The 20,913-nt window shown below is 66.4% G+C and carries 19 protein-coding genes; 5 read left to right on the top strand and 14 right to left on the bottom strand.

From position 1 onward, the window contains the following. Nucleotides 1-54: 54 nt before the first annotated feature. From QH196_RS25855 to QH196_RS25905, 11 genes are all read right to left on the bottom strand, one after another. Nucleotides 55-1,278, bottom strand: coding sequence for a DegT/DnrJ/EryC1/StrS family aminotransferase (locus QH196_RS25855; RefSeq protein ID WP_280418435.1), 1,224 nt, complete (start codon nucleotides 1,276-1,278; stop codon nucleotides 55-57). A 46-nt stretch (nucleotides 1,279-1,324) separates the two neighbouring features. Next, on the bottom strand, nucleotides 1,325-2,119 hold the full coding sequence (locus QH196_RS25860) for a mycofactocin-coupled SDR family oxidoreductase (RefSeq protein WP_280418520.1): 795 nt from the start codon (nucleotides 2,117-2,119) through the stop codon (nucleotides 1,325-1,327). A gap of 70 nt (nucleotides 2,120-2,189) precedes the next feature. Beyond that, nucleotides 2,190-2,669: a VOC family protein gene (locus tag QH196_RS25865; RefSeq protein WP_280418436.1), complete on the bottom strand. Its 480-nt coding sequence runs from the start codon at nucleotides 2,667-2,669 to the stop codon at nucleotides 2,190-2,192. Nucleotides 2,670-2,975: 306 nt separating this feature from the next. Further along, nucleotides 2,976-3,584 (bottom strand): TetR/AcrR family transcriptional regulator, encoded by a 609-nt coding sequence (locus QH196_RS25870; RefSeq protein ID WP_280418437.1) that lies wholly within the window; start codon nucleotides 3,582-3,584, stop codon nucleotides 2,976-2,978. A 263-nt stretch (nucleotides 3,585-3,847) separates the two neighbouring features. After that, nucleotides 3,848-4,414 (bottom strand): histidine phosphatase family protein, encoded by a 567-nt coding sequence (locus QH196_RS25875; protein WP_280418438.1) that lies wholly within the window; start codon nucleotides 4,412-4,414, stop codon nucleotides 3,848-3,850. Between the two features lie 86 nt (nucleotides 4,415-4,500). Continuing rightward, the gene (locus QH196_RS25880) at nucleotides 4,501-5,919 is read right to left on the bottom strand and encodes an amidase (protein ID WP_280418439.1); all 1,419 of its coding nucleotides are present in this window, start codon (nucleotides 5,917-5,919) and stop codon (nucleotides 4,501-4,503) included. A gap of 35 nt (nucleotides 5,920-5,954) precedes the next feature. Continuing rightward, complete coding sequence (locus QH196_RS25885) at nucleotides 5,955-6,944, bottom strand: ABC transporter ATP-binding protein (RefSeq protein WP_280418440.1); 990 nt, start codon at nucleotides 6,942-6,944, stop codon at nucleotides 5,955-5,957. Then, nucleotides 6,944-8,014, bottom strand: coding sequence for an ABC transporter ATP-binding protein (locus QH196_RS25890; RefSeq protein ID WP_280418441.1), 1,071 nt, complete (start codon nucleotides 8,012-8,014; stop codon nucleotides 6,944-6,946). Before QH196_RS25890 ends, QH196_RS25885 begins: the two co-directional genes overlap by 1 nt. Beyond that, nucleotides 8,011-9,129 (bottom strand): ABC transporter permease, encoded by a 1,119-nt coding sequence (locus QH196_RS25895; RefSeq protein WP_280418442.1) that lies wholly within the window; start codon nucleotides 9,127-9,129, stop codon nucleotides 8,011-8,013. The genes QH196_RS25890 and QH196_RS25895 overlap by 4 nt, the downstream gene beginning before the upstream one ends. Beyond that, on the bottom strand, nucleotides 9,122-10,075 hold the full coding sequence (locus QH196_RS25900) for an ABC transporter permease (RefSeq protein ID WP_280418443.1): 954 nt from the start codon (nucleotides 10,073-10,075) through the stop codon (nucleotides 9,122-9,124). The genes QH196_RS25895 and QH196_RS25900 overlap by 8 nt, the downstream gene beginning before the upstream one ends. Before the next feature lie 66 nt (nucleotides 10,076-10,141). Continuing rightward, nucleotides 10,142-11,752, bottom strand: coding sequence for an ABC transporter substrate-binding protein (locus QH196_RS25905; protein WP_280418444.1), 1,611 nt, complete (start codon nucleotides 11,750-11,752; stop codon nucleotides 10,142-10,144). Between the two features lie 637 nt (nucleotides 11,753-12,389). Between QH196_RS25905 and QH196_RS25910 the strand changes: the two genes are divergently transcribed. The 4 genes from QH196_RS25910 (at nucleotide 12,390) to QH196_RS25925 (ending at nucleotide 16,066) form a co-directional block, all read left to right on the top strand. After that, on the top strand, nucleotides 12,390-13,988 hold the full coding sequence (locus QH196_RS25910) for an ABC transporter substrate-binding protein (protein WP_280418445.1): 1,599 nt from the start codon (nucleotides 12,390-12,392) through the stop codon (nucleotides 13,986-13,988). A gap of 178 nt (nucleotides 13,989-14,166) precedes the next feature. Further along, nucleotides 14,167-14,919, top strand: a complete 753-nt coding sequence (locus QH196_RS25915) for a GntR family transcriptional regulator (RefSeq protein WP_280418446.1) — start codon at nucleotides 14,167-14,169, stop codon at nucleotides 14,917-14,919. Nucleotides 14,920-14,945: 26 nt separating this feature from the next. Then, on the top strand, nucleotides 14,946-15,755 hold the full coding sequence (locus QH196_RS25920) for a sulfite exporter TauE/SafE family protein (protein ID WP_280418447.1): 810 nt from the start codon (nucleotides 14,946-14,948) through the stop codon (nucleotides 15,753-15,755). Next, entirely contained in the window at nucleotides 15,752-16,066 is a 315-nt protein-coding gene (locus QH196_RS25925; protein WP_280418448.1) for a hypothetical protein, read from the top strand. Before QH196_RS25920 ends, QH196_RS25925 begins: the two co-directional genes overlap by 4 nt. A gap of 82 nt (nucleotides 16,067-16,148) precedes the next feature. On the opposite strand, the gene QH196_RS25930 is transcribed toward QH196_RS25925, so the two are convergent. Next, nucleotides 16,149-17,006 (bottom strand): SDR family NAD(P)-dependent oxidoreductase, encoded by an 858-nt coding sequence (locus tag QH196_RS25930; RefSeq protein WP_280418449.1) that lies wholly within the window; start codon nucleotides 17,004-17,006, stop codon nucleotides 16,149-16,151. Between the two features lie 275 nt (nucleotides 17,007-17,281). Here QH196_RS25930 and QH196_RS25935 point away from each other — a divergent pair, with 275 nt between their 5' ends. Further along, nucleotides 17,282-18,760 (top strand): FAD-dependent oxidoreductase, encoded by a 1,479-nt coding sequence (locus tag QH196_RS25935; RefSeq protein ID WP_280418450.1) that lies wholly within the window; start codon nucleotides 17,282-17,284, stop codon nucleotides 18,758-18,760. Between the two features lie 69 nt (nucleotides 18,761-18,829). On the opposite strand, the gene QH196_RS25940 is transcribed toward QH196_RS25935, so the two are convergent. Together QH196_RS25940 and fabG are read right to left on the bottom strand one after the other, a co-directional pair. Further along, nucleotides 18,830-20,005: an acyl-CoA dehydrogenase family protein gene (locus QH196_RS25940; protein ID WP_280418451.1), complete on the bottom strand. Its 1,176-nt coding sequence runs from the start codon at nucleotides 20,003-20,005 to the stop codon at nucleotides 18,830-18,832. A gap of 149 nt (nucleotides 20,006-20,154) precedes the next feature. Beyond that, on the bottom strand, nucleotides 20,155-20,910 hold the full coding sequence (gene fabG / locus QH196_RS25945; protein WP_280418452.1) for a 3-oxoacyl-ACP reductase FabG: 756 nt from the start codon (nucleotides 20,908-20,910) through the stop codon (nucleotides 20,155-20,157). Nucleotides 20,911-20,913: the final 3 nt, after the last annotated feature.

Here is a 20,913-nt window from a genome sequence, read left to right on the forward strand (position 1 = left end):
TTGGCTCAACGGCCGCCGACGCGATGTCGGACCGTCAGCGGCCGCGCCCCTACCTCAGTTACGCGCAGACACGTGCCGGGCGGCAAAGGCATGAATGCTGGCCACGACATGATCGAGTTCCTCGTCGCTCATTCCGTGGCTCATGCCCAGCGTCATACCGCGTTCGAAGACCTCGTCGGCGTAGGGCAGGCCATCGGCAGGAATTCGGTATTCGACGTTGCGCATCATCGGGTGGCGAGTCACGTTGCCGCTCCACACAGTCCGGGTGTCGATACCTGCGCTCTCGAGTGACTGCTGGAGGTCCGCGCGCTCGAAGCCGGCGTCTTCGCGGATCGTGACCGGATAGCACAGCCACGCGGTATGAAAGCCGGCCAGTGGCTTGGGCAGCCGGAACAGTTCCGGGTAGGCACCGAACGCGGCGGAGAACGCGTCGAAGATTTCGTGCCGGCGCTGGTAATTGATGTCCAGCTTGCTCAGCTGCACCAGCCCGAATGCCGCGCCGAGCTCTGACGGCTCGAAGTTCCAGGGCAGCACATCGAAGATGAAGTCGTTGTCGTAGGCGACACCGTCGAGGTCCTCGCGGAAGACACGACCGGTTCGGGCCGCTTGCGATCCGAACAGGTGCGGCTCGGAGCGGCGACCCCAACGGCGCAACATGAGACCCTTGTCGCGCAGTGCCTCGTCGTCCAGGCACACCATCCCGCCGTTGCCCGCGCAGGTGATGATGTGCGACATCGCGAAGCTGGTGACGGTGATATCGGAGCGACTACCCGTTTTGGTGCCACGCAGGGTGGTGCCGATGCAGTCGCAGGAATCCTCGATCACCTTCAGCCCGTGGCGGTCGGCGATATCGCGAATGGCGTCCCAGTCCGGGGCGTTGCCGGCGAGATTCGGCAGCAGGATCGCCTTGGTCTTGTCCGTGACCAGTGCTTCGATCTTTGTGACGTCGACGTTGTAGGTGTCGGGCTCGACGTCGACGAATACGGGGATCCATCCGCCCCGGACGATCGGCGACACGTCGGTCGAGAAGGTCAGCGGGGAGGTGATCACTTCCGAACCCCTCGGCAGATCGAGCAACTCCAGTGCCAGGTAGAGCGCCGAGGAACCCGAGTTGCACATCAGCCCCAGCTTCTTACCGTAGAGCTCGGCGACCTTGCGCTCCATCTCGGCGACGTTCTTGCCGATTTTCATCGCGTACGGTCCACCGCGGAGTACCTCCAGACATGCCTGGACTTCACGCTCGTCGTGGACACTGCGGGCATAGATGACCCTGGTCATTTCTCTCCTTCGATGAGGGCGCGCCGGCTGGGCGGCCTGCGAGGGTTCAGCGGATGGTCGAACCGGCGTCCACCGGAAGTGCGATGCCGGTGACATAGCGGGCGTCGTCGGAGGCCAGATACATCAGCGCATGGGTGACGTCGGATACCTCGATGCGCTCGACCGGCAACGAGTTGGCGAAGATCGGCGCGAGATCGGGTCGATCCTGGAGCAGTTGCGGGAGCACCTTCGAGTGGCCCTGTGGGGTGTCCACCCCTGTGGGGTTGATCATGTTCACCCGGATATTGCTCTGGGACAGCTCTAGTGCGAGCGAGCGGCACAGGCCGGTCAGGGCATGTTTCGCCGCGACATACGGCGTGTAGAAGGGCAGGCCGACGGTGCTGCCCGTCGATCCGGTGATGACGATGCTCCCGCCGCCGTTGGCGTCCAGGTGTGGGATCGATGCCGCGCAGGTGTTCCACACGCCGGTCAGGTTGACATCGATGGTGGTCTGCCAGATCTCGTCGGTCACCTCGTGGTGCGGTTGCACGGTGCAGATCGAGGCGTTGGCGACCACGATGTCCAGTCCACCCAGCTGCGCGACACCGTCCTCGATCGCCCGCTCGAGGCCGAGACGGTCCCGGACGTCGACTCGCGCCGTACAGACGCGACGACCGGTGGCCTCGATCATGCGCGCGGTCTCGGCCAGCGCGTCCTCGGTACCCATGCGGTAGGGAACGATGTCGAGCTGACGGCACGAATCGACCGCGATGACGTCGGCCCCCTCTTTCGCCATCTCGACCGCATGATTGCGGCCCTGGCTCTGGGCGGCACCGGTGACCAGTACGACCTTTCCCTGCATTCTCACGCTTTCATCACCACCAGTCTCGATGTATTCGACGCCGCCGGTCGACGGCCTCGCGCCGAGTCGTTCATTCACCGAAGAATCGCGCAGCCAGGCGTGCCTCGGTGCGGCGATCGAGTAGTTCGATCGTCACGCCGAACCGGTCCCGGTGATACGCGGTGCCGAACGGACACTTGTCGCCGTGCAGACCACCCACCCACAGCGGTGATCCACGCCGTGCGAGTTCCGCGGAGGCGCACGCCAGATCGTCGACCACGAAACCCAGGTGGTGAACCCCCGGAGCCGGCTGCCATACGGATGATCCGGGCACCGTGCGCAGGAGCTCGATATGAGGTGGGCCGTCCACCGTCAGCCCCAGCCGCTGGACAGTCGTATGCGCCACGCCGTCGATCCGGCAGCGATACTCCGACTCGTCGGCCAGGGCGACCGAAACCCCGTAGACCTCGGCGAAGTGCTCGGCGGCCGCCTCGATGTCGTCGACAACGATGCCTACGTGGTGCAGCCGTCCGAAATCGAGGTCCAGACCGTGTGCATTGACCGGGATCATCGGATTCCAGGTCCTTCCTGTTTCTCGCTACGCCCGCTCGAGCGGTGATTTGAATGATCGTTCAAACGCTCCGGTTTTGCAACCTTTTGGCCCAAATAGGTTGAAAATTCCCAGCTCGGAAACAGCAATTGAATGATCGTTCAATAGCCAGGTACGGGCACGTGATACCAAAGTGGTGCCGGAGACTGCGGACGCCGCGCGTCGAGCCGGGTCGCCGGGTCGCAGCGACGCGCTGGACGTCGGCGGGCCGGCTGGATACCCGACGCGATGCTGTCGAACTGTGGCGGGGTGAAAGACGGGGTTTCGCTACTGGTGCCGCAACGCCATACCGTCGAGGAACAGGGAGATGCAGTGTTCTGACAGTTCGTCGAGCGGGTCGTCGGCTTTACGCCAGTAGACACTGAACCACACGGCGTCACGCAGGAAGCGATGGAAGACCTTGGACGGAATGTCGGTCCGGAGGACTCCGGCGTCCTTGCCCGCCTCGATGGCATCGAGCCAGAGTCGCTGGATACTGTTGGTGAGCTCGCGGGCTTTCGCGTAGTCCTGCAGCATACGCAGATTCGCGAACTCCGTGTGATACACCTTCGTGGCGCCGGGATGCGCGGCCCCCGTGGCGAGGGAGACGTCGACGATTGCCTTCAGCCGGGCCCGGGGCTCGAGTTCGTCGAGGCCTGCTGCCCGGTAGTCGGCCAGCAGATCCGTCAGGTAACCGGTGATGAGTTCGTTGGCAATGGCGTTCTTGGATGGAAAATAGTGGTAGAGGGCGCCCGGGTTGAGTCCGACTTTGTCGCCGATCTCGCGCACCGATGTCGCATCGATCCCGCGGGCGGCGAACAGTTCAGCAGCCGCGGACAGGATCTCAGACTTGCGTCCATCGGCGGCCGATTCGACCGCAGTTCGTTCAACTGCCACCGGCACAGCCTAGTGCGTCTTCGAGCAGCACCAGGTAGGTGGAACGGGCTTGTGCACGTGATTCGCGTTCGCGGCTTGCCGCTGCGCATCGTCGAGAACCATCCTCACCGCATAAATGGGGAGCCCGGCACAGCGACGCCGAGTCCGGGTTCAGCGAATCCGTCGGATCACCACTCTCCTGATCCGGGTCTACTGTTCGCGGCGTAATCGTTGAAGGTGAAACACAGGACACATCGACAGAGAAGGCGGCGGCGGCCGTAGGATCATAGGCCGGGCCCGGCAGCCCGGACGCTGCGGGCGCCGATTTCCAGGTGGTAGATCGCCGGCATCGGCATCGCGCGGTGGAAATCCCAGTCGATGCCGGGGCAGCCGAACCCGAGCAGCGCGCGGGATATGAATGTGCCGTGGCTACCGACGAGGGCAGGACGTCCGGCACAGTCGACGAGAAGGCCGGTCAGGGTGCGGATCGCGCGCTCGGTGAGGTCGTGCAGGCTTTCACCTCCCGGGTGTGCCCGCCGCGGGTACGCCCAACTTTCCTCGTAGTAGCGCTCGTAGCCGGGACCCGGCACGATTCCCGAATCCCACTCCTGTAGCTGCGGGTCGGTGCGGATCGGCATGCCGAGAATCCGGGCGGCCGGTTCAAGGGTTTGTACAGCACGCAGATACGGGCTGGACACGATCACCCGGGGCTCGCGGGCAGCGAGATCATCAGCGAGCCCGGCGGCCTGCGCCTTACCGCTGTCGGTCAACGGCCGCTGATAATCGCCGGGCCCGTCCGGCGTGGGCGGTACGGACCGGGCATGGCGCACCAGGATGAGCGAGGACCTCACCTATCCAGTTTTCCAGCTGTCGGCCGCCGCGCTCACCGCGCTCGGACCATATGGTGGACACCGTGGATCGGGCGGTGAGACCGACCCTATTCGACAGTCGCCGGCCAGACCGGGGCGGTGCTCCACGGGTATGCCGCCTCGAGCTGGGAGGCGACCCGGAGCAGCAGGTCCTCCCGGCCGTGTGCGGCGACGAGTTGCGTGCCGAGCGGTAGCCCGGTCGAATCCTCGCCCAGCGGAAGGGAGATCGCGGGCTGGCCGCCGGTGTTGAACGGGCTGGTCAGGGCGCCGTAGATGCCGCCGTGCTGCCATATCGCGTCGACATCCATGGCGTCGAGCAATCCCAGCGGGGGCGTGGGTTTACCGAGGGTCGGGGTGAGCAGCACGTCGTAGCCGGCGAAGAACTGACCGATCTCCCGTGCGGCGCGGTCGAGTTCCGAGTAGGCGAAGGACAGGTCGGTGACGGACCGGGATTTGCAGCGCTCGTACTGCACGCGCGGCATCGTCTCGAGGTCGTCGTCGCTCAGGCCACGGCCGAGTTCGGCCAGGCGGTGGTCGATCTGCACCGACATCGGAGCGGCCATCAGATACTGCATCGTAGCCAGGAGGGCGTCCTGCGGGAACCGGAGATTCGCGGCCTCGACGCGGTGGCCCAGCTTCTCGAGCATCGCGGCGGCGCCGGCCGCCGCAGCAGCGCAATCGGCGTGCACCGCTTCACCGTTCGGCATGGTCGTGACCATTCCGATCCGGAGGGTGCCGGGATCGGCGCCGATCTCGTCGACGTAGGGCCGCACCGGCGGCGCGATGCCGATGGACGCTCCCGCCGCGGGGCCGGAGGTCAGGTCGAGCAGTAGCGCGGAGTCCCGCACGCTCCGGGTGATCGCATGTTCGACCCCCAGCGGCGCGGCCAGCGGCGTGCGGACGGGCATCCGCCCGCGGGACGGTTTGAGACCGACGAGCCCGTTGGCGGACGCCGGGATCCGGATGGAGCCGCCGCCGTCACTGGCATGCGCGGCCGGCGTGATGCCGACCGCGACCGCGGCCGCCGAGCCGCCCGACGAACCACCCACCCCGTGGGTGAGGCGGCGCGGGTTGCGGGTCGGCCCGAACAGTACCGGTTCGGTGCTGGCGTTCTGACCGAACTCGGGGGTGTTGGTTTTGCCGATGACGACGAGCCCGGCGCGCCGATAGCGAGACACCAGTTCGCTGTCGCGCTGCGCGACTCGGCCGGCGAACAGTCGCGAACCGTTGGTGGTCGGCATGCCCGCAACGTCGGCGTGCAGATCCTTGATCAGGAAGGGTATTCCGCGTAGCGGGCCGCCGGGCAGCCCGGCGTCGACCTCGGCCAGCGCCTCCTCGCCACGGGTGGCGACGACGGCGTTGACGGCCGGGTTGCGTTCCTCCAGACGTGCCAGGGAGAACTCGACGACCTCTCGGGCCGATACGTCACCGCGGCCGATCGCGGCGGCCAGCCCGGTCATATCGTTGTCGTCGAACAGGGAATCCATGCAGGTCTCCTCGGAGATGGGTGTCGGGGCCGGGGTCAGACGTGGTGACAGGCGACGAAGTGGTTCGCATCGACCGCCCGCAGTTGCGGCTCCTGGGCCGCACAGCGATCGGTGGCGAGGGGGCATCGCGTCCGGAACCGGCAGCCCGACGGCGGATTCAGCGGCGACGGCAGGTCGCCCTCGATCTGCTCGGCATCCCCCGGGGCACCACGATGCCGTTCGGGGTCGGGGATCGACGCCAGCAGCAGGCGCGAATACGGGTGCCGCGCCGCGTTCTCCAGGTTCGACGAGGGCGAGACCTCGCAGACCTTGCCCAGGTACATCACCATCACCCGGTCGCTGACGTTCTTCACGACCGCCATATTGTGCGCGATGAAGATCATCGTCAGCTCGAACTCGGCCTTCGTCTGTTCGAGCAGGTTGAGAATCTGCGCCTGAACCGATACGTCGAGGCTGGACACCGGTTCGTCGCAGATGAGCACCTTGGGCTCGAGCATCATCGCGCGGGCGATGCACACACGCTGGCACTGGCCGCCCGACAACTCACCGGGCAGCCGGTCCCACACCACGTCGGGGTCCAGCCCGACCGACCGCAGCAGGTCCCGGCCGAGGTCGTCGATCCGTTCCTTGTTGTGCTTTCCCCACATCCGGGCCCCCTCGGTCACCAGATGTTTGACCTTGCGGCGCGGGTTCAGCGACGAGATCGGGTCCTGCATGATCATCTGCATCTTCGCCCGGATCGATCGCAGCGCGGACGGACTCAGAGTCGTCAGCTCGACGCCGTCGATCTCCACACTGCCCGACTTCGGAGCGGGCAACTGCAGGACGGCGCGCCCGACGGTGGACTTCCCGCAGCCGGATTCGCCCACGATGCCGAGGGTCTCGCCCGCGAGCAGGTCGAAGCTGATGCCGGACACCGCGTGCACCGTCCGGCCCCGCCCGGCCGGGAACTCCACGATCAGGTTCTCGACGGACAGCACAGGCGTGGCCTCGCGGCGCAGATGGGCAATTCCACTACCGGCCATCAGATGCTCTCCACTTCCAGCTCACGCTCGCGGGCGCGCCCGGCGCGGGGTACTCCGAGGCCGGTGGCACCGCCATCGCCCAACGGGAAATAACAGGCCACCTCGTGCGGGTGGGGAGCATCGCCGGCGTCCGGCGCGGCGGTGAGAGACGGTGCCAGCTCCCGGCATTCGGACTGCGCGTACTTGCAGCGCGATGCGAACGAGCACCCCTTCGGGGACTTCGTCATATCCGGCAGACCCCCCTCTATGGATTCGAGGGGCGAATGCGGTTGCTGTTCGAGCCGTGGCACCGCCGCCAGCAGTGCCTGTGTGTACGGGTGCTTGGGGTTGGCGAACAGCTGCCGGGTCGGCGCCGTCTCGACGATTTGCCCCGCATACATCACGGCCACCCGATCTGTCTGCCCCGCAACGACTCCCAGGTCGTGGCTGACGAGGATCCCGGCCATGCCCATTTCGGTGCGCAGGGAGTCGAGCAGCTCCAGGATCTGCTTCTGCACGGTGACGTCCAGTGCGGTCGTCGGCTCGTCCGCGATGGTCAGCTTGGGATCGCAGGCCAATGCCATCGCGATGACCACACGCTGCCGCATACCGCCGGACAGTTCGTGCGGATACTGGTCGATCCGCCGCGCCGGTTCGGGGATACGGACCTTGCGCAGCAGTTCGATCGCGCGTTCCCGCGCCTGGACCTTGTTCAGGCCGAGGTGCGCGCGTAAGGATTCGGTGATGTGCGTCCCGATCCGCTTGAACGGGTTGAGCGCCGACATCGGGTCCTGGAACACCATCGCGATATCGTTTCCCCACAGCTGCTGCTGCTGTTTCCGGGTCAGCGCCTGCATATCGTGCCCCAGGAAGCGCACCCGGCCGGTGACGGTGGTGCTGCCGTCCTGCGATACCAGGCCCATGATGGTCTGTCCCAGAACGGTTTTGCCGGATCCTGATTCGCCGACCAGGCCGAGGGTCTCGCCGGCGGCGAGCCGGAGGGAAACCCCGTCGACGGCGCGGAGCCGGCCCCGCTTCGTGCGGAAACTCGTGGACACCCCGTACACGGTCAGAAGTGGTTCGCCGGTCACAGTTTCACCTCGCGGGTTCCGCGGGTGCGCTGCTGCGCCTTCTCACCGACCATGTTGAACGAGAAGACCGTCAGGAACAGGAATACGCCGGGCACCAGCACGATGTACGGGTGCTTCTCGAAAACGTTGCCTTGCCCTTCCGAGATCATGTTCCCCCACGTCGGGGTCGGCGGCGCGATGCCGAGCCCGAGGAAGCTCAGCGACGCCTCCGCGACGATCATCACCGAGATCATCACCATGCCGAGCGACGCGAGGGGCAGCGCGACGTTGGGCGCGATCTCCCGCACCATCACCCGCCACTTGGTGGCCCCCATCGCGCGTGCCGCCAAGACGAACTCGCGTTGCGCAAGCACCAGCGTGTTGGCTCGGGCGATCCGGAGCATGCTCGGAACCGCGAGGACCGCCAGGGCGAAGGAGATATTGCGCAGGTTCGGCTCGAGGACCGAGGCGAGCGCGATCAACAGGATCAGCGCCGGAATCGCGAGCAGCGAGTTCGTCAGGACGCCGACGATCCGGTCGATCTTGCCACCGAAGTAGCCCGCGATGATGCCGATCGCGCCGCCCACGATCATCCCGATCAGCACGGCCGCTACCGCGACGATGAGCGAAGACCGGGCACCGTAGACCGATCGCGCGAGCATGTCGAGTCCGAAGTTGTTGGTACCCAAGGGATGATTCGAGAACAGGCTCGGCGCGGCATAGCTGTCCGCCCCGAGCGTCTTGGTGGTGTCCTCGTGTTCGGCCAGCGGCAGCAGCGGGGCCAGTAAGGCAGCAGCGATCAAAACCGTCAGCCACGCGCAGGACAGAATGAATGTCAGGTCGAAGTCGGAGCCGAAGCGGGCCAGCCCCAGTCGCCGCACACCCATGTAGAGCGCGACCAGGCCGACGAGAAAGAGGACGACCCGTACCCCCATGATCAGCATGGGCGCCAGGCCCACGCCGACGGCGACCAGGCCGGCGGCGGTGAGGATCACGCCGATGCGGTACAGGTTACGGCGTTCGGCACTATCCGGCGCGTTCGCCTGCTTCTCCGCGTTCGCATCGTCGAGAACGCGGCCGGTGACAGCCGGCACCTCGACGTCGGCCGTCGTCCCGGAAGTGATCAGCTCAGACATGGGCTCGCCGGCTCCTTGGGTCGAGATATCCGTAGGAGAGATCGATGACGCTGTTGGCCACGACATAGATGACGGCGATGACCAGGACCGTGCCCTGGACCATCGGCATATCGCCCTGCTGAGCCGAGCGGACGATCAATGACCCCATACCGGGCAACGAGAAGAGGGTCTCGACGATGACGGTACTGCCGATCATCGACCCGACCGCGATGCCGAGCATCGTGATCAAGGAGAACGACGACGGGCGGAGTGCGTCGCTGAACAGCAGTCTGGTATTCGACATACCCTTCGCCTTGGCGACGAGGACGAAGTTCTCCTTCAGCGTCGTCACCAGATCGCTGCGCAGGATCCGGGTGAACATCGCCATCTCGAGCAAGCTGATGGCGATCGCGGGCAGGATCGCATGATAGAGGTTCTGCCCCAGCCCCTCGGAGACCCGCACCCACTGCGAGCGCGGGAACCACCCGAGGTAGTTGACCATCACCATGATCAGCAGCAGACCCGACAGGAAGCTGGGGACCGACAGCACACCGAAGGTGCCGGCGCTGATCGCGCGATCGATCCAGCCGCCCTGGTGGCGCGCCGAATACATGGCCAGCGGCACCGCAACGACCAGCGCGATCACCAGGCCCATGACTGCCAGCTGCACACTCACCGGCAGGGCTGCACCGATGCTGTCTGTCACCGGTCCCTGCGGCGGAACCATCGACCGGCCGAGGTCACCGCGCAGGGCACCCGACAGCCAGTCCCAGTACCGCGTCAGGAAGGGGTCGTCCAGCCCCATCTCCGCACGGGCCTGCGCGTATTCCTCCGGTGTGCGCCCCTCGCCCAGTATCGCGACAGACGGATCCCCGGGAATGAACGATACGAGAGCGAACGTGCCGAGACTGACGACGAAGAGCACGATAATCAGCTCGACCACCTTGTCGAGGACTGTCCTGGCCATCGTCGCACCGCCTCCTTCCTGAGATCCGGTCGGGCATCGCTGCGCGAGGCCGACTGAACGGGGGTGCTACGACGAGTGATTCGGGTCGATCCACGCATCGCCGAACAGCATGATGCCGTCGGCGCTCGGAGTGACGCCACTCACACTCTCACTCCATGGGACGAAGTACTTGCCGGAGCCGACCACCACCATCGGGGCGGTGGTGTTCACCAGCGACTGGATGTCCTCGACGACGCCGAGCCGCGCCTCGTCCGACGGTGCGGTCTGCAACCGAAGCAGCAGATCGTCCATGTCCGGGTTGGCGTAGCCGAGCACATTCGACGTGGAGGCGCTGCTGAGGTTGCCGTACATGCGGATGAACGGCGATTCGTCCAGAATGTTGAACCCGGCGTAGCCGATGTCGTAGTCGTGCTGGACATACATTCGTTTCACGAGGTCGTTGATGCTGTTGGCGTAGACGATATCGACGGTGAACCCGACGGCCTCGAGCATCGATTGGAAGGCCAGGGCGGATTGCTGCGCCCCGGGATCGTTCAGCCCGGCATAGGTGAGCCTGCCGTCGTACCCGTCCGCGACGGCTTCTGCGAGATAGCGTTCGGCGGCTTCGGGGTCGTAGCCCGAACCGGCCACATCGCCGTGCCACCGCGACCAGTTGGCGAACATATCGCTGCCGGGCCTTCCGTAGCCGCCCTCGACCCGCTCGTTGAAGACGTTCGGATCGAACGCCGTGACGATTGCCTTGCGCACCCGCTCGTCGGACGCGGCCCGGCCCTCCCGCTGGTTGATGTTGCCGACACCGCCCATGCTGACCGTGTAGACGTAGCCGCTGTTCCCGGCGGCGAGCGCATTGTGGACGACCTCGGCGTTGCGGAGGTACGCGGCCTGGACGTCGCCGCTGTGCAGGGCGTCCAGCTTCGGCTGCTCCCCGACGATAGCGGGGAACCGCAACCTGTCCAGGTACGGCTTGCCGCCCCAGTAACCCGGGTTGGCGGCGAGCACGAGCGCGTCCTGCGATGCGAAGCTCTCCACAGTGAAGGGTCCGGCGCCGATCGGTGTGAAGGTGCCGGAGGCCATCGACGACGGCGCCACGACCATGCCCGGTCCGGTGGTCAACAGGATCGGGAACTCGTTCCACGGCCGCTGCAGCGTGAACACCACCGTCGACGGGTCCGGGGAGACGACGCCGGCGACCGACATGTTCCACACCTGACTGTGGGTGCCCTTCTTCACCAGGTAGTGGTCGATGCTCCATTGCACCGCCGCTGCGGTGACGGGGGTGCCGTCGCTGAACTCGGCGCCGTCGCGCAGCTTGAGGGTCCAGACCGTGTTGTCCTCGTTCGGTGTCAGCGACTGCGCCAGCTGCGGCTGGTACTGCTTCGTCACCGGGTCGTAGCGGATCAACAAGTCGTAGATGGCGGCCATCTCGCTGCCACCGGTCGCGCCGCCGTCCTGACGGTCCGCCGGATCGAGACTGCTCACCGCGTTGTAGGTCGCGAAGGACAGGGTGCCGCCGGGCGTCGGCTCGCCGCCGTCGGACTGCTCACCCACCAGCCCGGTGGTGACCTCCGACGCGTCGGTCGCGGTGGTGGGTCCGCCGGCACACCCGGCCAAGAGCAGCGCCGCAGCGGTGAACGCCGTGAACAGTCGTGCGGTACGGGCGAATGGAGTAGCTGTCATCGCATTCCTCGGACAGGTTGATCGGCAAAGTAATCGACGCTGATGATTACGGGCCCTGGCCGGCGGCGGTATGGCCACCGATCGTCGTCACGATGCGATGGTCCGCCGGAAGGGTAGGCACACCGACGGCTTCGAGGCCTCGGAGTGGAAGTGCCGAGGGGTGACGACATTTGCGGCGGAACTCTTTTCCGCGTGCAATTCGTACACAACCCTCGGCCGAGAGCATTCGTGTACGGAATCCTGGGCCGGGGATATCTCTAGCCACCGGGGCACTGTGTCTGAACAAAATACGTCCCACCAAGTTAGGCCCCCGCCTCGGTTTCCACCGGGTTTTCGGCGAATTCATATCGATCTGCCGGGCTACCCACACCCCTGCCCCGCACGCGGTCGGCTACCACACGAATCGGCTGGGAGAGTGCGGATTCCATCCACCGGGCAATTCCTTGTGCAGCCCGTATTCAGACGCTACAGTGCCTCCGCACCGGACTCGTCCCGCACAGCAGTCGGGGCCTCGGTGGTATCTCGTGGCCTTTTGCCTCGCCCCGCCGCACCCCGAATTCGCCGCCACTCGAGCGGGTTGCGTCACACCGGCCGAACCGGCCGGGTACGCGTTGTCCGGCAGCTTGGAGGAATAGAGATGAGCAAGCACCCGAGAAGACTCGGCCCCACTCTCGCCATCGCACTTGCCGCGGCACTTGCGCTCGCCGGTTGCGCGAGCACCGAGAGTTCCCGAGACAGCGGCAGCACGGCCGCACCGGCGGCCTCCGGAATTCTGGGAAATCAGGACGGCGGAACCCCCGTACCGGGCGGAACGGTGAGCTTCGCAACCTACGCACCGGTCGTCAGCCTGGACCCGACGCGGACCCAGCCGGCAGCGGCGGCCGGCGGCACCGAGATGGCCGCGGTATACGACGTTCTCATGCGCTATGACTTCGGGTCGAAGAGCTTCGAACCCCAGCTCGCGCAGTCACTGGAGGAAAGCTCCGACCACCTGAGCTGGACGCTGCAGCTGCGTGACGGGGTGACGTTCAGTGACGGCACACCGCTCGACGCCGGCGCGGTCGTCGCCAGTATCGAACGCTACAACCAGCGCCGCGGCGCCAACTCACAGCTGTACCGGCACCTGGTGCAGAGCACGGTGGCGCAGGGTCCGTCCACGGTGGTGTTCACCCTGAAGCGGCCATGGCGTACCTTCCCCGTGATGCTGGCCTACGGGCACGGCATGATCGTCGCACCCAGCTCGCAACAGGGCGACCGGTTCACCCCGATCGGCGCCGGCCCGTTCACCGTCGTGAAGCTCGCCCCGCAGCAGGAGCTGGAGTTGAAGGCCCGCCCCGACTACTGGAACGGCGCACCGCACCTCGACGGCCTGAAGTTCGTCGCGATCGCCGGTGAGCAGCCCAAGATCGACGCGCTCGCGAACGGCGGCATCGATATGGCGTACCTGCGCAACGCGGAGACCGTGAACGCCGCGAAGGAGGCCTTCCCCGGCTTCATCGACACCACGAGCCTGTCGATGGTCGGCCAGCTCAACAGCGCGCCCGGCCGCCCCGGGGCGGACCCGCGGGTGCGGCAGGCGATCGCCCTCGCGATCGACACCGACGTCATCAACCAGCGGGTGCGCGGCGGGGAGGGTATGACCGGTACCGATATGTTCCAGTCCTGGTCGCTGTGGCACGGAGACGTCGCCGGCACCAGACCCGATACCACCGCGGCCGAAGCGCTGCTCGACAAGGCGAAGGCCGATGGGTACAACGGCAAGCTCACCTACGTCGGCGTGAACGATCCGGACACACAGAACCTGGCGCTCGCGGTCCAGGCGCAGCTGAACGCCATCGGTTTCGACGTTGCGCTCGAATACACCAGCAGCGTCACCGATATGGTCCAGCGGCTCTACGCCGATCGCGACTTCGATATGAGCTACGGCGCCTACAGCATCTCCGACGTCGCACCGGAGCTGCGCCTGTTCAGTTCCCTGCACAGCACCTCGACGAACAACATCCTCGGCTACAAATCCCCGGAGATGGACGGGTTGCTCGACAAGGTGCTCACCGCACCGGACGACACCGCGAAGCGGAAGGCCATCACGGACATGCAGTCCCTGGTCAACACCGACCAGCCCTTCCTCGCCTGGGGCGCCGGCGAGGCGTACACGGCGTGGTCGCCGAACCTCTTCGGCATCAACCCGACGGTCGACGGAACCCTGCTGTTCGACAAGGCATTCGAGAAGAGGTGACCACTCGGCGGGCATACCCGTCCGGTGTGGCAGGCCGCTCGCGCGCAGAGGCGGCCGAAGGGGTGGGCCCGGTCGAACGATCGCACGTGTCCACCCCGTAGCCGGCTCGGAACAGGAGGCGGTTCAGGGGTGGGCAGCCGGTGCAGTTGTTATAACGACAGTATGTATCCTTTCGATCATGGCCCCGCTCACCGGCCCACCGCTGTACACCCAGATCGAGAACGCACTCGCAGCGCGCCTCGGCGTCGACTTGTATCCCGGCGATCGCCTGCCCACCGAAGACGAGCTGATCGAGCAGTTCGGCGTCAGCCGGATTACGGTGCGCCGGGCGATCCAGAACCTCGTATCCCGCCAGTTGGTGGTCACGAAGCAGGGACGCGGAACCTACGTCGCGACACCGAAGATCAGCCAGCCCCTCACGGCATTGACCGGTTTCGTCGAGGATATGACGCGTCAGGGGCTCCGAACCCGCGCGCGGGTCCTCGTCGTCGAGGAGCGGCCGGCGCCACCCGAGGTGCGGACGGCGTTGGAGCTTCCCCTGGGTGCGACGGTCACCCGGATAGACCGGGTTCGCTTGGCGGCAGGTGTCCCGATCTCCTTCGACCGCACCTACCTCCCCTCGGCTCTCGGGCGGCTGGTCGCGCAGGACGACCTCGAAAACGAGCCGATCTTCGCGCTGCTGGAGCAGCGACACGGCACACCGCTGGTCGAGGCGGCGTACGCGCTCCAGGCGAGCACCGCGGACAAGGATGTCGGCCAGGCGCTCGATATCCCCGAGGGCAGTGCAGTGTTCAGGATCGAGCGCACCTCGTACACCACCGGAAACCGGCCGGTGGACTACGAGGTACTGCACTATCGCGGTGACGCGATCACGTTCACCACACGCCTGCCGCGCGCCGCTGCCGCGCCCGAGGGCGAGGGCGAGCAGTGACTCCCGAGCAGTTCACGATCCTTCTTGTGGGAGCCCTGGCTGCGGGCGGGTTGGGCAGCGCCCTGGGCATGGCGGGGGGCATCTTCGTCGTTCCGATGCTGACCTTGTACACCCATGTACCGTTCCCGGCCGCGGTCGCAGTCGGGCTGGTCTCGGTGATCGCCTGCTCCTGCGCCGGCGCGCCCCGATTCCTGGAAGCAGGATTGACCAACCTACGGCTCGCGGTCGTGCTGGAATCGGCCACCGCCCTCGGCGCCGTGGTCGGAGTCCTCATGATCGGGGTGGTCCCGGAACGGGTGCTGTACAGCATCTTTGCCGTCGTCTTACTGGTGTCGGCCGTGCAGATGTTCACCGGCCGACGAGCCAGATCGCCGGTAGGCGTATCGAGCGGCCACCTGTCGTTGGATGCCGCCTACACCGACCAGGACGGATCGGTCGTGGCCTACGGGGTATCACGCCTGCCGCTCGGGATGACGTTCATGTTCGGCGCCGGCACACTCTCGGCCTTGCTGGGCATCGGGAGCGGAGTGCTGAAAATCCCGGCAATGGACGCCGCCATGCGACTCCCGATCAAGGTGTCGTCCGCGACGGCCAACCTCATGATCGGCGTCACGGCATGTGGTGCCGCGGCTGCCTATCTCGTCTCCGGCACGCTCGACCTCACCCTCGCGGCGCCGGTCGCGCTGGGCTCGATCGCCGGATCAATTCTGGGCGCGCGCATCCTGGTGCGTGTTGCCGGCCCGGAGCTGCGTGTCGTGTTCACCGTGGTGCTGCTCGTCGCAGCTGTGCCCATGGCGCTCAACGCCTTCGGAGCGGGCTGGGTGGTGTCGTCATGAATGACACCTCAGGCCCGGCGTCGGACCGTGATGCGGCACTTGCCGAACGGCTCGCAACCCTCATGCGCGTGGGAACCGCTTCGACCACAGGGTTGCTGATCGTCGGTGTCGTCTTCCGCGCCGCCGGCGCATATCAACCGTCCACGATCGCTCTTGTCGCCGGATGCGGCCTCCTCGTGCTGCTACCACTGCTCCGTCTGGTGGTCATGCTCGGCGACTTCGCCCGGCAGGCGGACAGACAGTTCGTCGTGTGGACGGCCGTCGTGATCGGCCTCGTAATCGCCGGCGGCGCCATGGGCGTGTACCTGTAGCCGACGACAACAGTCCGAAGCACTGGGGGCATGTGCTCCGGAAGTCTCCGCTGTTCCGCCGGTTGGAGCAGCCTCGCCGGCGTCAATCGATGACGGCCGTGGAGAATACCGGCGGGTCCCCGAGGAACGGCCGGTGCGACGGCGGGTGCTGTCCCTGGGTGTCCTCGACGCCGAGTTCCTGCGCGATTTCGGCACCGATCAGGACCTGGCCGGTGCGGTTCATCAACTCCGGGTCGCGCGCGAGGGCGTCGATGACGCGGCCGGTGAATTCCGGCGATTCGGCGGTCGCGGCGAGCCCGTCGTAGGCGCCGGGGTTCGCGGCGAATGCGGCGAGTGTGCGTTCGGTCGCGAGCAGACCCATCCAGATCGAGACAACCGCCACGTTCCACGGACGGAAGTCGACTGCCATATCGTGCGCCATCTTGTCCACCGCCGCCTTGCCCGCGCCGTAGGCGGGTCCGTGCATGTAGCAGGTGCCCCCGAACGAGGACGTGTTCACGACCAGTCCCCCGCCGTCGGCCACCAGCAACGGTGCAGCGTAGTAGCTGGTGACGTAGCTCGACCGCATCCCGACGTCGAGCAGGTCGAGCAGCGATAGCGGCTTCTCCCAGAACGGCCCCTTCGCGGTCAGGCCATCGGGCACCGCGAGGGCGTTGTTGACCAGGATGTCGAGGCGGCCGTGCTCCTCGCGTACATCGGCGAAGAAGCCCTCGACCTGTGCATCGTCTCGGTGATCGAGCACTACGGGCATGCCTCGGCCACCGCGCCGGGTGATTTCTTCGGCGGTCGCGAACACGGTGCCCGGAAGCGGCGCGTCACCTTCCTTCTTTGTCCGCCCGGTGACGTACACCGTCGCCCCGGTTTCGCCCAGGGCCAGAGCGATTCCTTTACCCGCCCCGCGACTGGCACCGGTAACCACCACGATTCGTTCCGAATCCACCCTCGGCTCCTTCCATTTCCCGACACGTCGTCCCACTACTGAACCGGATCGTCCCGAAGCCCCCCATCAGTTCTCCCGGTAGCCGGGAAAGTCAATGGCTCGACTACAAGGCAGCGCGGTGACCCCGGACCGTCCATCCCACCGTGACCAGGCCCGAATGGGGCGCCGGATCGACCGGTTCCCGCTGACCGGGCAAGCACCTACACGCACTGGTCCGCTGGTTCTAGTGTGACCGCCACCACTCTGTCACCCGTTGCCGAACACAGGAGAACCGGATGAGCACCCGCATATCCGTCACCCCCGTCGACGCCGCCGATATCGCGCACTACGACCACGAAACCGATGTTCTGGTAGTCGGTTACGGTTGCGCCGGCGCCTCGGCCGCACTGGATGCCGAGGCCGCGGGAGCACAGGTGATCCTGCTGGAACGGCAGAGCGGTGGCGGCGGATCCTCCGCGCTGTCGGGCGGCGAAATGTATCTCGGCGGCGGCACCCCGATCCAGCGGGCGTGCGGATTCGACGATACCCCGGAGGAAATGGAGAAGTTCCTGCTCGCCGCGCTCGGGCCCGACGCCGATCAGCAGAAGGTGGGGCTCTACAGCCGCGAAAGCCTCGCACACTATCAGTGGCTGGTCGGCCACGGGGTGCCGTTCAAACCGTCACTGTGGGATTCACCGACCTGGGTGCCACCCACCGATGACGGGCTGATGTGGATGGGCGAGAACGCCTACCCGTTCTCCGAGATCGCCGAACCGGCGCCGCGGGGGCATCGGGTCACTTCCGACGGTTTCGGCGGCAAAGTGCTCATGGCGGTTCTGACCGAGGCCGTCGCCGCCACCGGTATCCGAGTTCATACCGACACTGCTGCCCTCCGGCTGATCGTCGAAGGTAAGCGGGTGGTCGGGGTCGTGGCGCGGCATTTCGGCGAAACGGTGACCTACCGGGCACATCGCGGCGTCGTCCTGACCACCGGCGGTTTCGCCGACAACGCCGAAATGCTCGCCCAGCACGCGCCGCAACTCGTCGGGCTGGGCGTCAACAGTGACGGCGGCGACGACGGCCGCGGCATCGTTATCGCGCAGGCGGCCGGCGCGGCGGTCAGGCATATGTCCGCGGGCCAGGTCGGAATCTCGCTGGTGCCGGGAATGATGGTACGCGGCATGATCGTGAACGAGGTCGGGCAGCGGTTCATCAACGAGGATGTGTATCCCGGCCTGGTCGGCCAGGCAGCGCTGTTCAAACACAATCTGCGGGTGTGGGTGATTCTCGACGAGCAGGCCTACGAGGAGGTGCCCGTCGACGAACGCTGGGGCGTACAACCGCATTTCGTCGCCGAGACCCTCGAGGAGCTCGAGCGTGAGATCGGTATGCCGGGCGGTGCACTGCAGAACACTGTCGGCGAATACAACCGCCATGCGGAGCGCGGCGAGGACCCCTACTTCCACAAATCGGCACGCTGGCTGCGGCCGCTGCGATCCCCGTTCGCCGCGATCGATGTGCGCCGCGGGATGGCTCCGCCCGAGTACGGCGACGGCGGGACCGCAGGCGGCGGTGCCGAGGTGTTCACCATCGGCGGCCTGCACACCGACGTGGACGGACATGTCCTCGATCTCGACGACGAGCCCATCGCGGGGCTTTTCGCAGCCGGTCGCGCCACCTCGGGGCTGCACTCGTGGGGATATATCAGCGGCACCTCGCTCGGCGACGGCACTTTCTTCGGTCGCCGTGCCGGCGCCGCCGCGGCAACCGGCTAGGGGCACAGTGGACCCTCCGGCACGCCGCTTCCGAAGGAAACCACGACGGTGCCGTCGAGGGCCTGTTCATCACCTCTGCTTGCGTGCCTGCGCGACCAGTCCGCCCCCGATGATCAGGCGCTGGATCTCGCTGGTGCCCTCGTAGAGACGGAGCAGGCGCACATCCCGGTAGATACGTTCGACAGCGACTCCGCGCAGATAACCGCTGCCGCCGTGAATCTGGACGGCCAGGTCGGCGGCCCGGCCGGCCATTTCGGTGCAGAAGAGTTTGGCCACCGACGGCGCGATGCGGCGATCGGTGTTCTCCACCCATGCCCGCGCGGCCTCGCGGACCAGGGCGCGACCGGCCATCACACCGGACTGCTGGTCGGCGATCATGGCTTGCACCAGCTGGAACTCGCCGATGGGTTGACCACCCTGGGTGGCTACCGCTGCGTAGGCGACGGATTCATCGAGCGCTCGCTGGGCCTGCCCGACGGCGAGTGCCGCTATCTGCACCCGCCCGCGAGCGAGAGAGGTCATCGCCGCCCGATACCCGACGTCCTCGTTACCGCCCACGAGCGAGGAGGCCGGTACCGCTACGTTGTCGAAGTGGACGTCGGCGGTCCAGGCGCCCTCTTGTCCCATCTTGCGATCCTTCGGACCGACAGTGACGCCCTCGGTGGCGGCCGGCACCAGGAAGACGGCGATGCCTGTGCCGTGCTCGTCGGCAGGGCGGGTGCGGGCGAAGACCAGGAACAGGTCGGCGAGCGGGGCATTGGTGATGAACCGCTTCTCGCCCTGGATCACCCAGCCGTCGCCGACCCGGGTGGCCTTGGTGCGTAGGCCGGCGGGGTTGGATCCGGCGCCGGGTTCGGTGAGCGCGAACGAGGCGACGACCTCGCCCGAGGCGATCCGCTCGAGCCACCGCTGCTTCTGTTCGTCCGTACCGAACCACACCAGTACCTGGCCGGCGATGCCGTTGTTGGTGCCGAACATCGAGCGCAGTGCCAGGCTCGTGTATCCGAGCTCCATCGCCAACTCGACATCCTGTACGAGGTTCAGGCCCAGACCTCCCCACTCCTGCGGGATGGCGTACCCGAACAGCCCCATTTCCCTGGCGGCAGTTCGAATATCGTCCGGGATGGTGTCGTTCTCGGAAATCTCTTCTTCCCGTGGAACCACCCTGGTGCGAACGAAATCCGAGACCTGCGCGAGGACGGTGGCGAAAACGTCGTCGCCGACGTCGGGTTCGGTGGTGTGCATACTGTCACTCTTCTCGCGCAATTATGATCAGTCCAATACTTGATCGGCAATTCTCTGATACCAAATATGAAAAATGCGGGTGAGGTCGTGGATCGGACAGTTACGTGCCTTCTCGGCGGTTGCCGAGGAGCTGCACTTCGGCCGGGTGCTCAGGTTTTCGGTCCACCGGCAACATAAAGGATTTGTCCGGATACGAAGCCGGCAGCCTCACCGGTGAAGAAGGAAACCGCATTCGCGATATCCTCGGGAGTGCCGGTACGCGCGACCGGGATCTCGGCCGCCCGCGCCCTGGTGAACTCCTCGAACGGAATGCCGATCCGCTCGGCGGTCGCGGCGGTCATATCGGTCTCGATGAACCCGGGAGCGACGGCGTTGGCGGTGACCCCGAACTTGCCCAGTTCCAGTGCGAGCGTTTTGGTGAAGCCCTGCAGGCCGGCTTTAGCGGCGGCGTAGTTTGCCTGCCCCCGCTTACCCAACGCGGAGGTACTGGACACATTGACGATCCGGCCCCAGCCGGTATCGATCATGAAGGCCTGGGTCGCGCGGGTCATGAGGAACGATCCGCGCAGGTGCACGTCCATAACCGTGTCCCAGTCCGCGGTCGTCATCTTGAACAGCAGATTGTCGCGAATGATTCCGGCGTTGTTGACCAGTACGGTGGGTGCGCCGAGCTGCTCGGCCACACGCTGCACGGCGACCTGTACCCCGGCCTCATCACAGACATCGGCACCGACGGCGAGGGCCCGGCCGCCGCCGGCCTCGATACTCTCGACGACCGGCCTGCAGCGGGATCCGTCGAGATCGAGGACGGCGACCGCGAATCCGTCGGCGGCGAGCCGCTCGGCGACGGCAGCACCGATCCCACGGGCCGCGCCGGTGACGATCGCACAGCGGGGGGTGGTCATGAC

The sequence above is a fragment of the Nocardia carnea genome, from assembly GCF_029868325.1.
Classification (GTDB): Bacteria; Actinomycetota; Actinomycetes; order Mycobacteriales; family Mycobacteriaceae; genus Nocardia; species Nocardia carnea_C.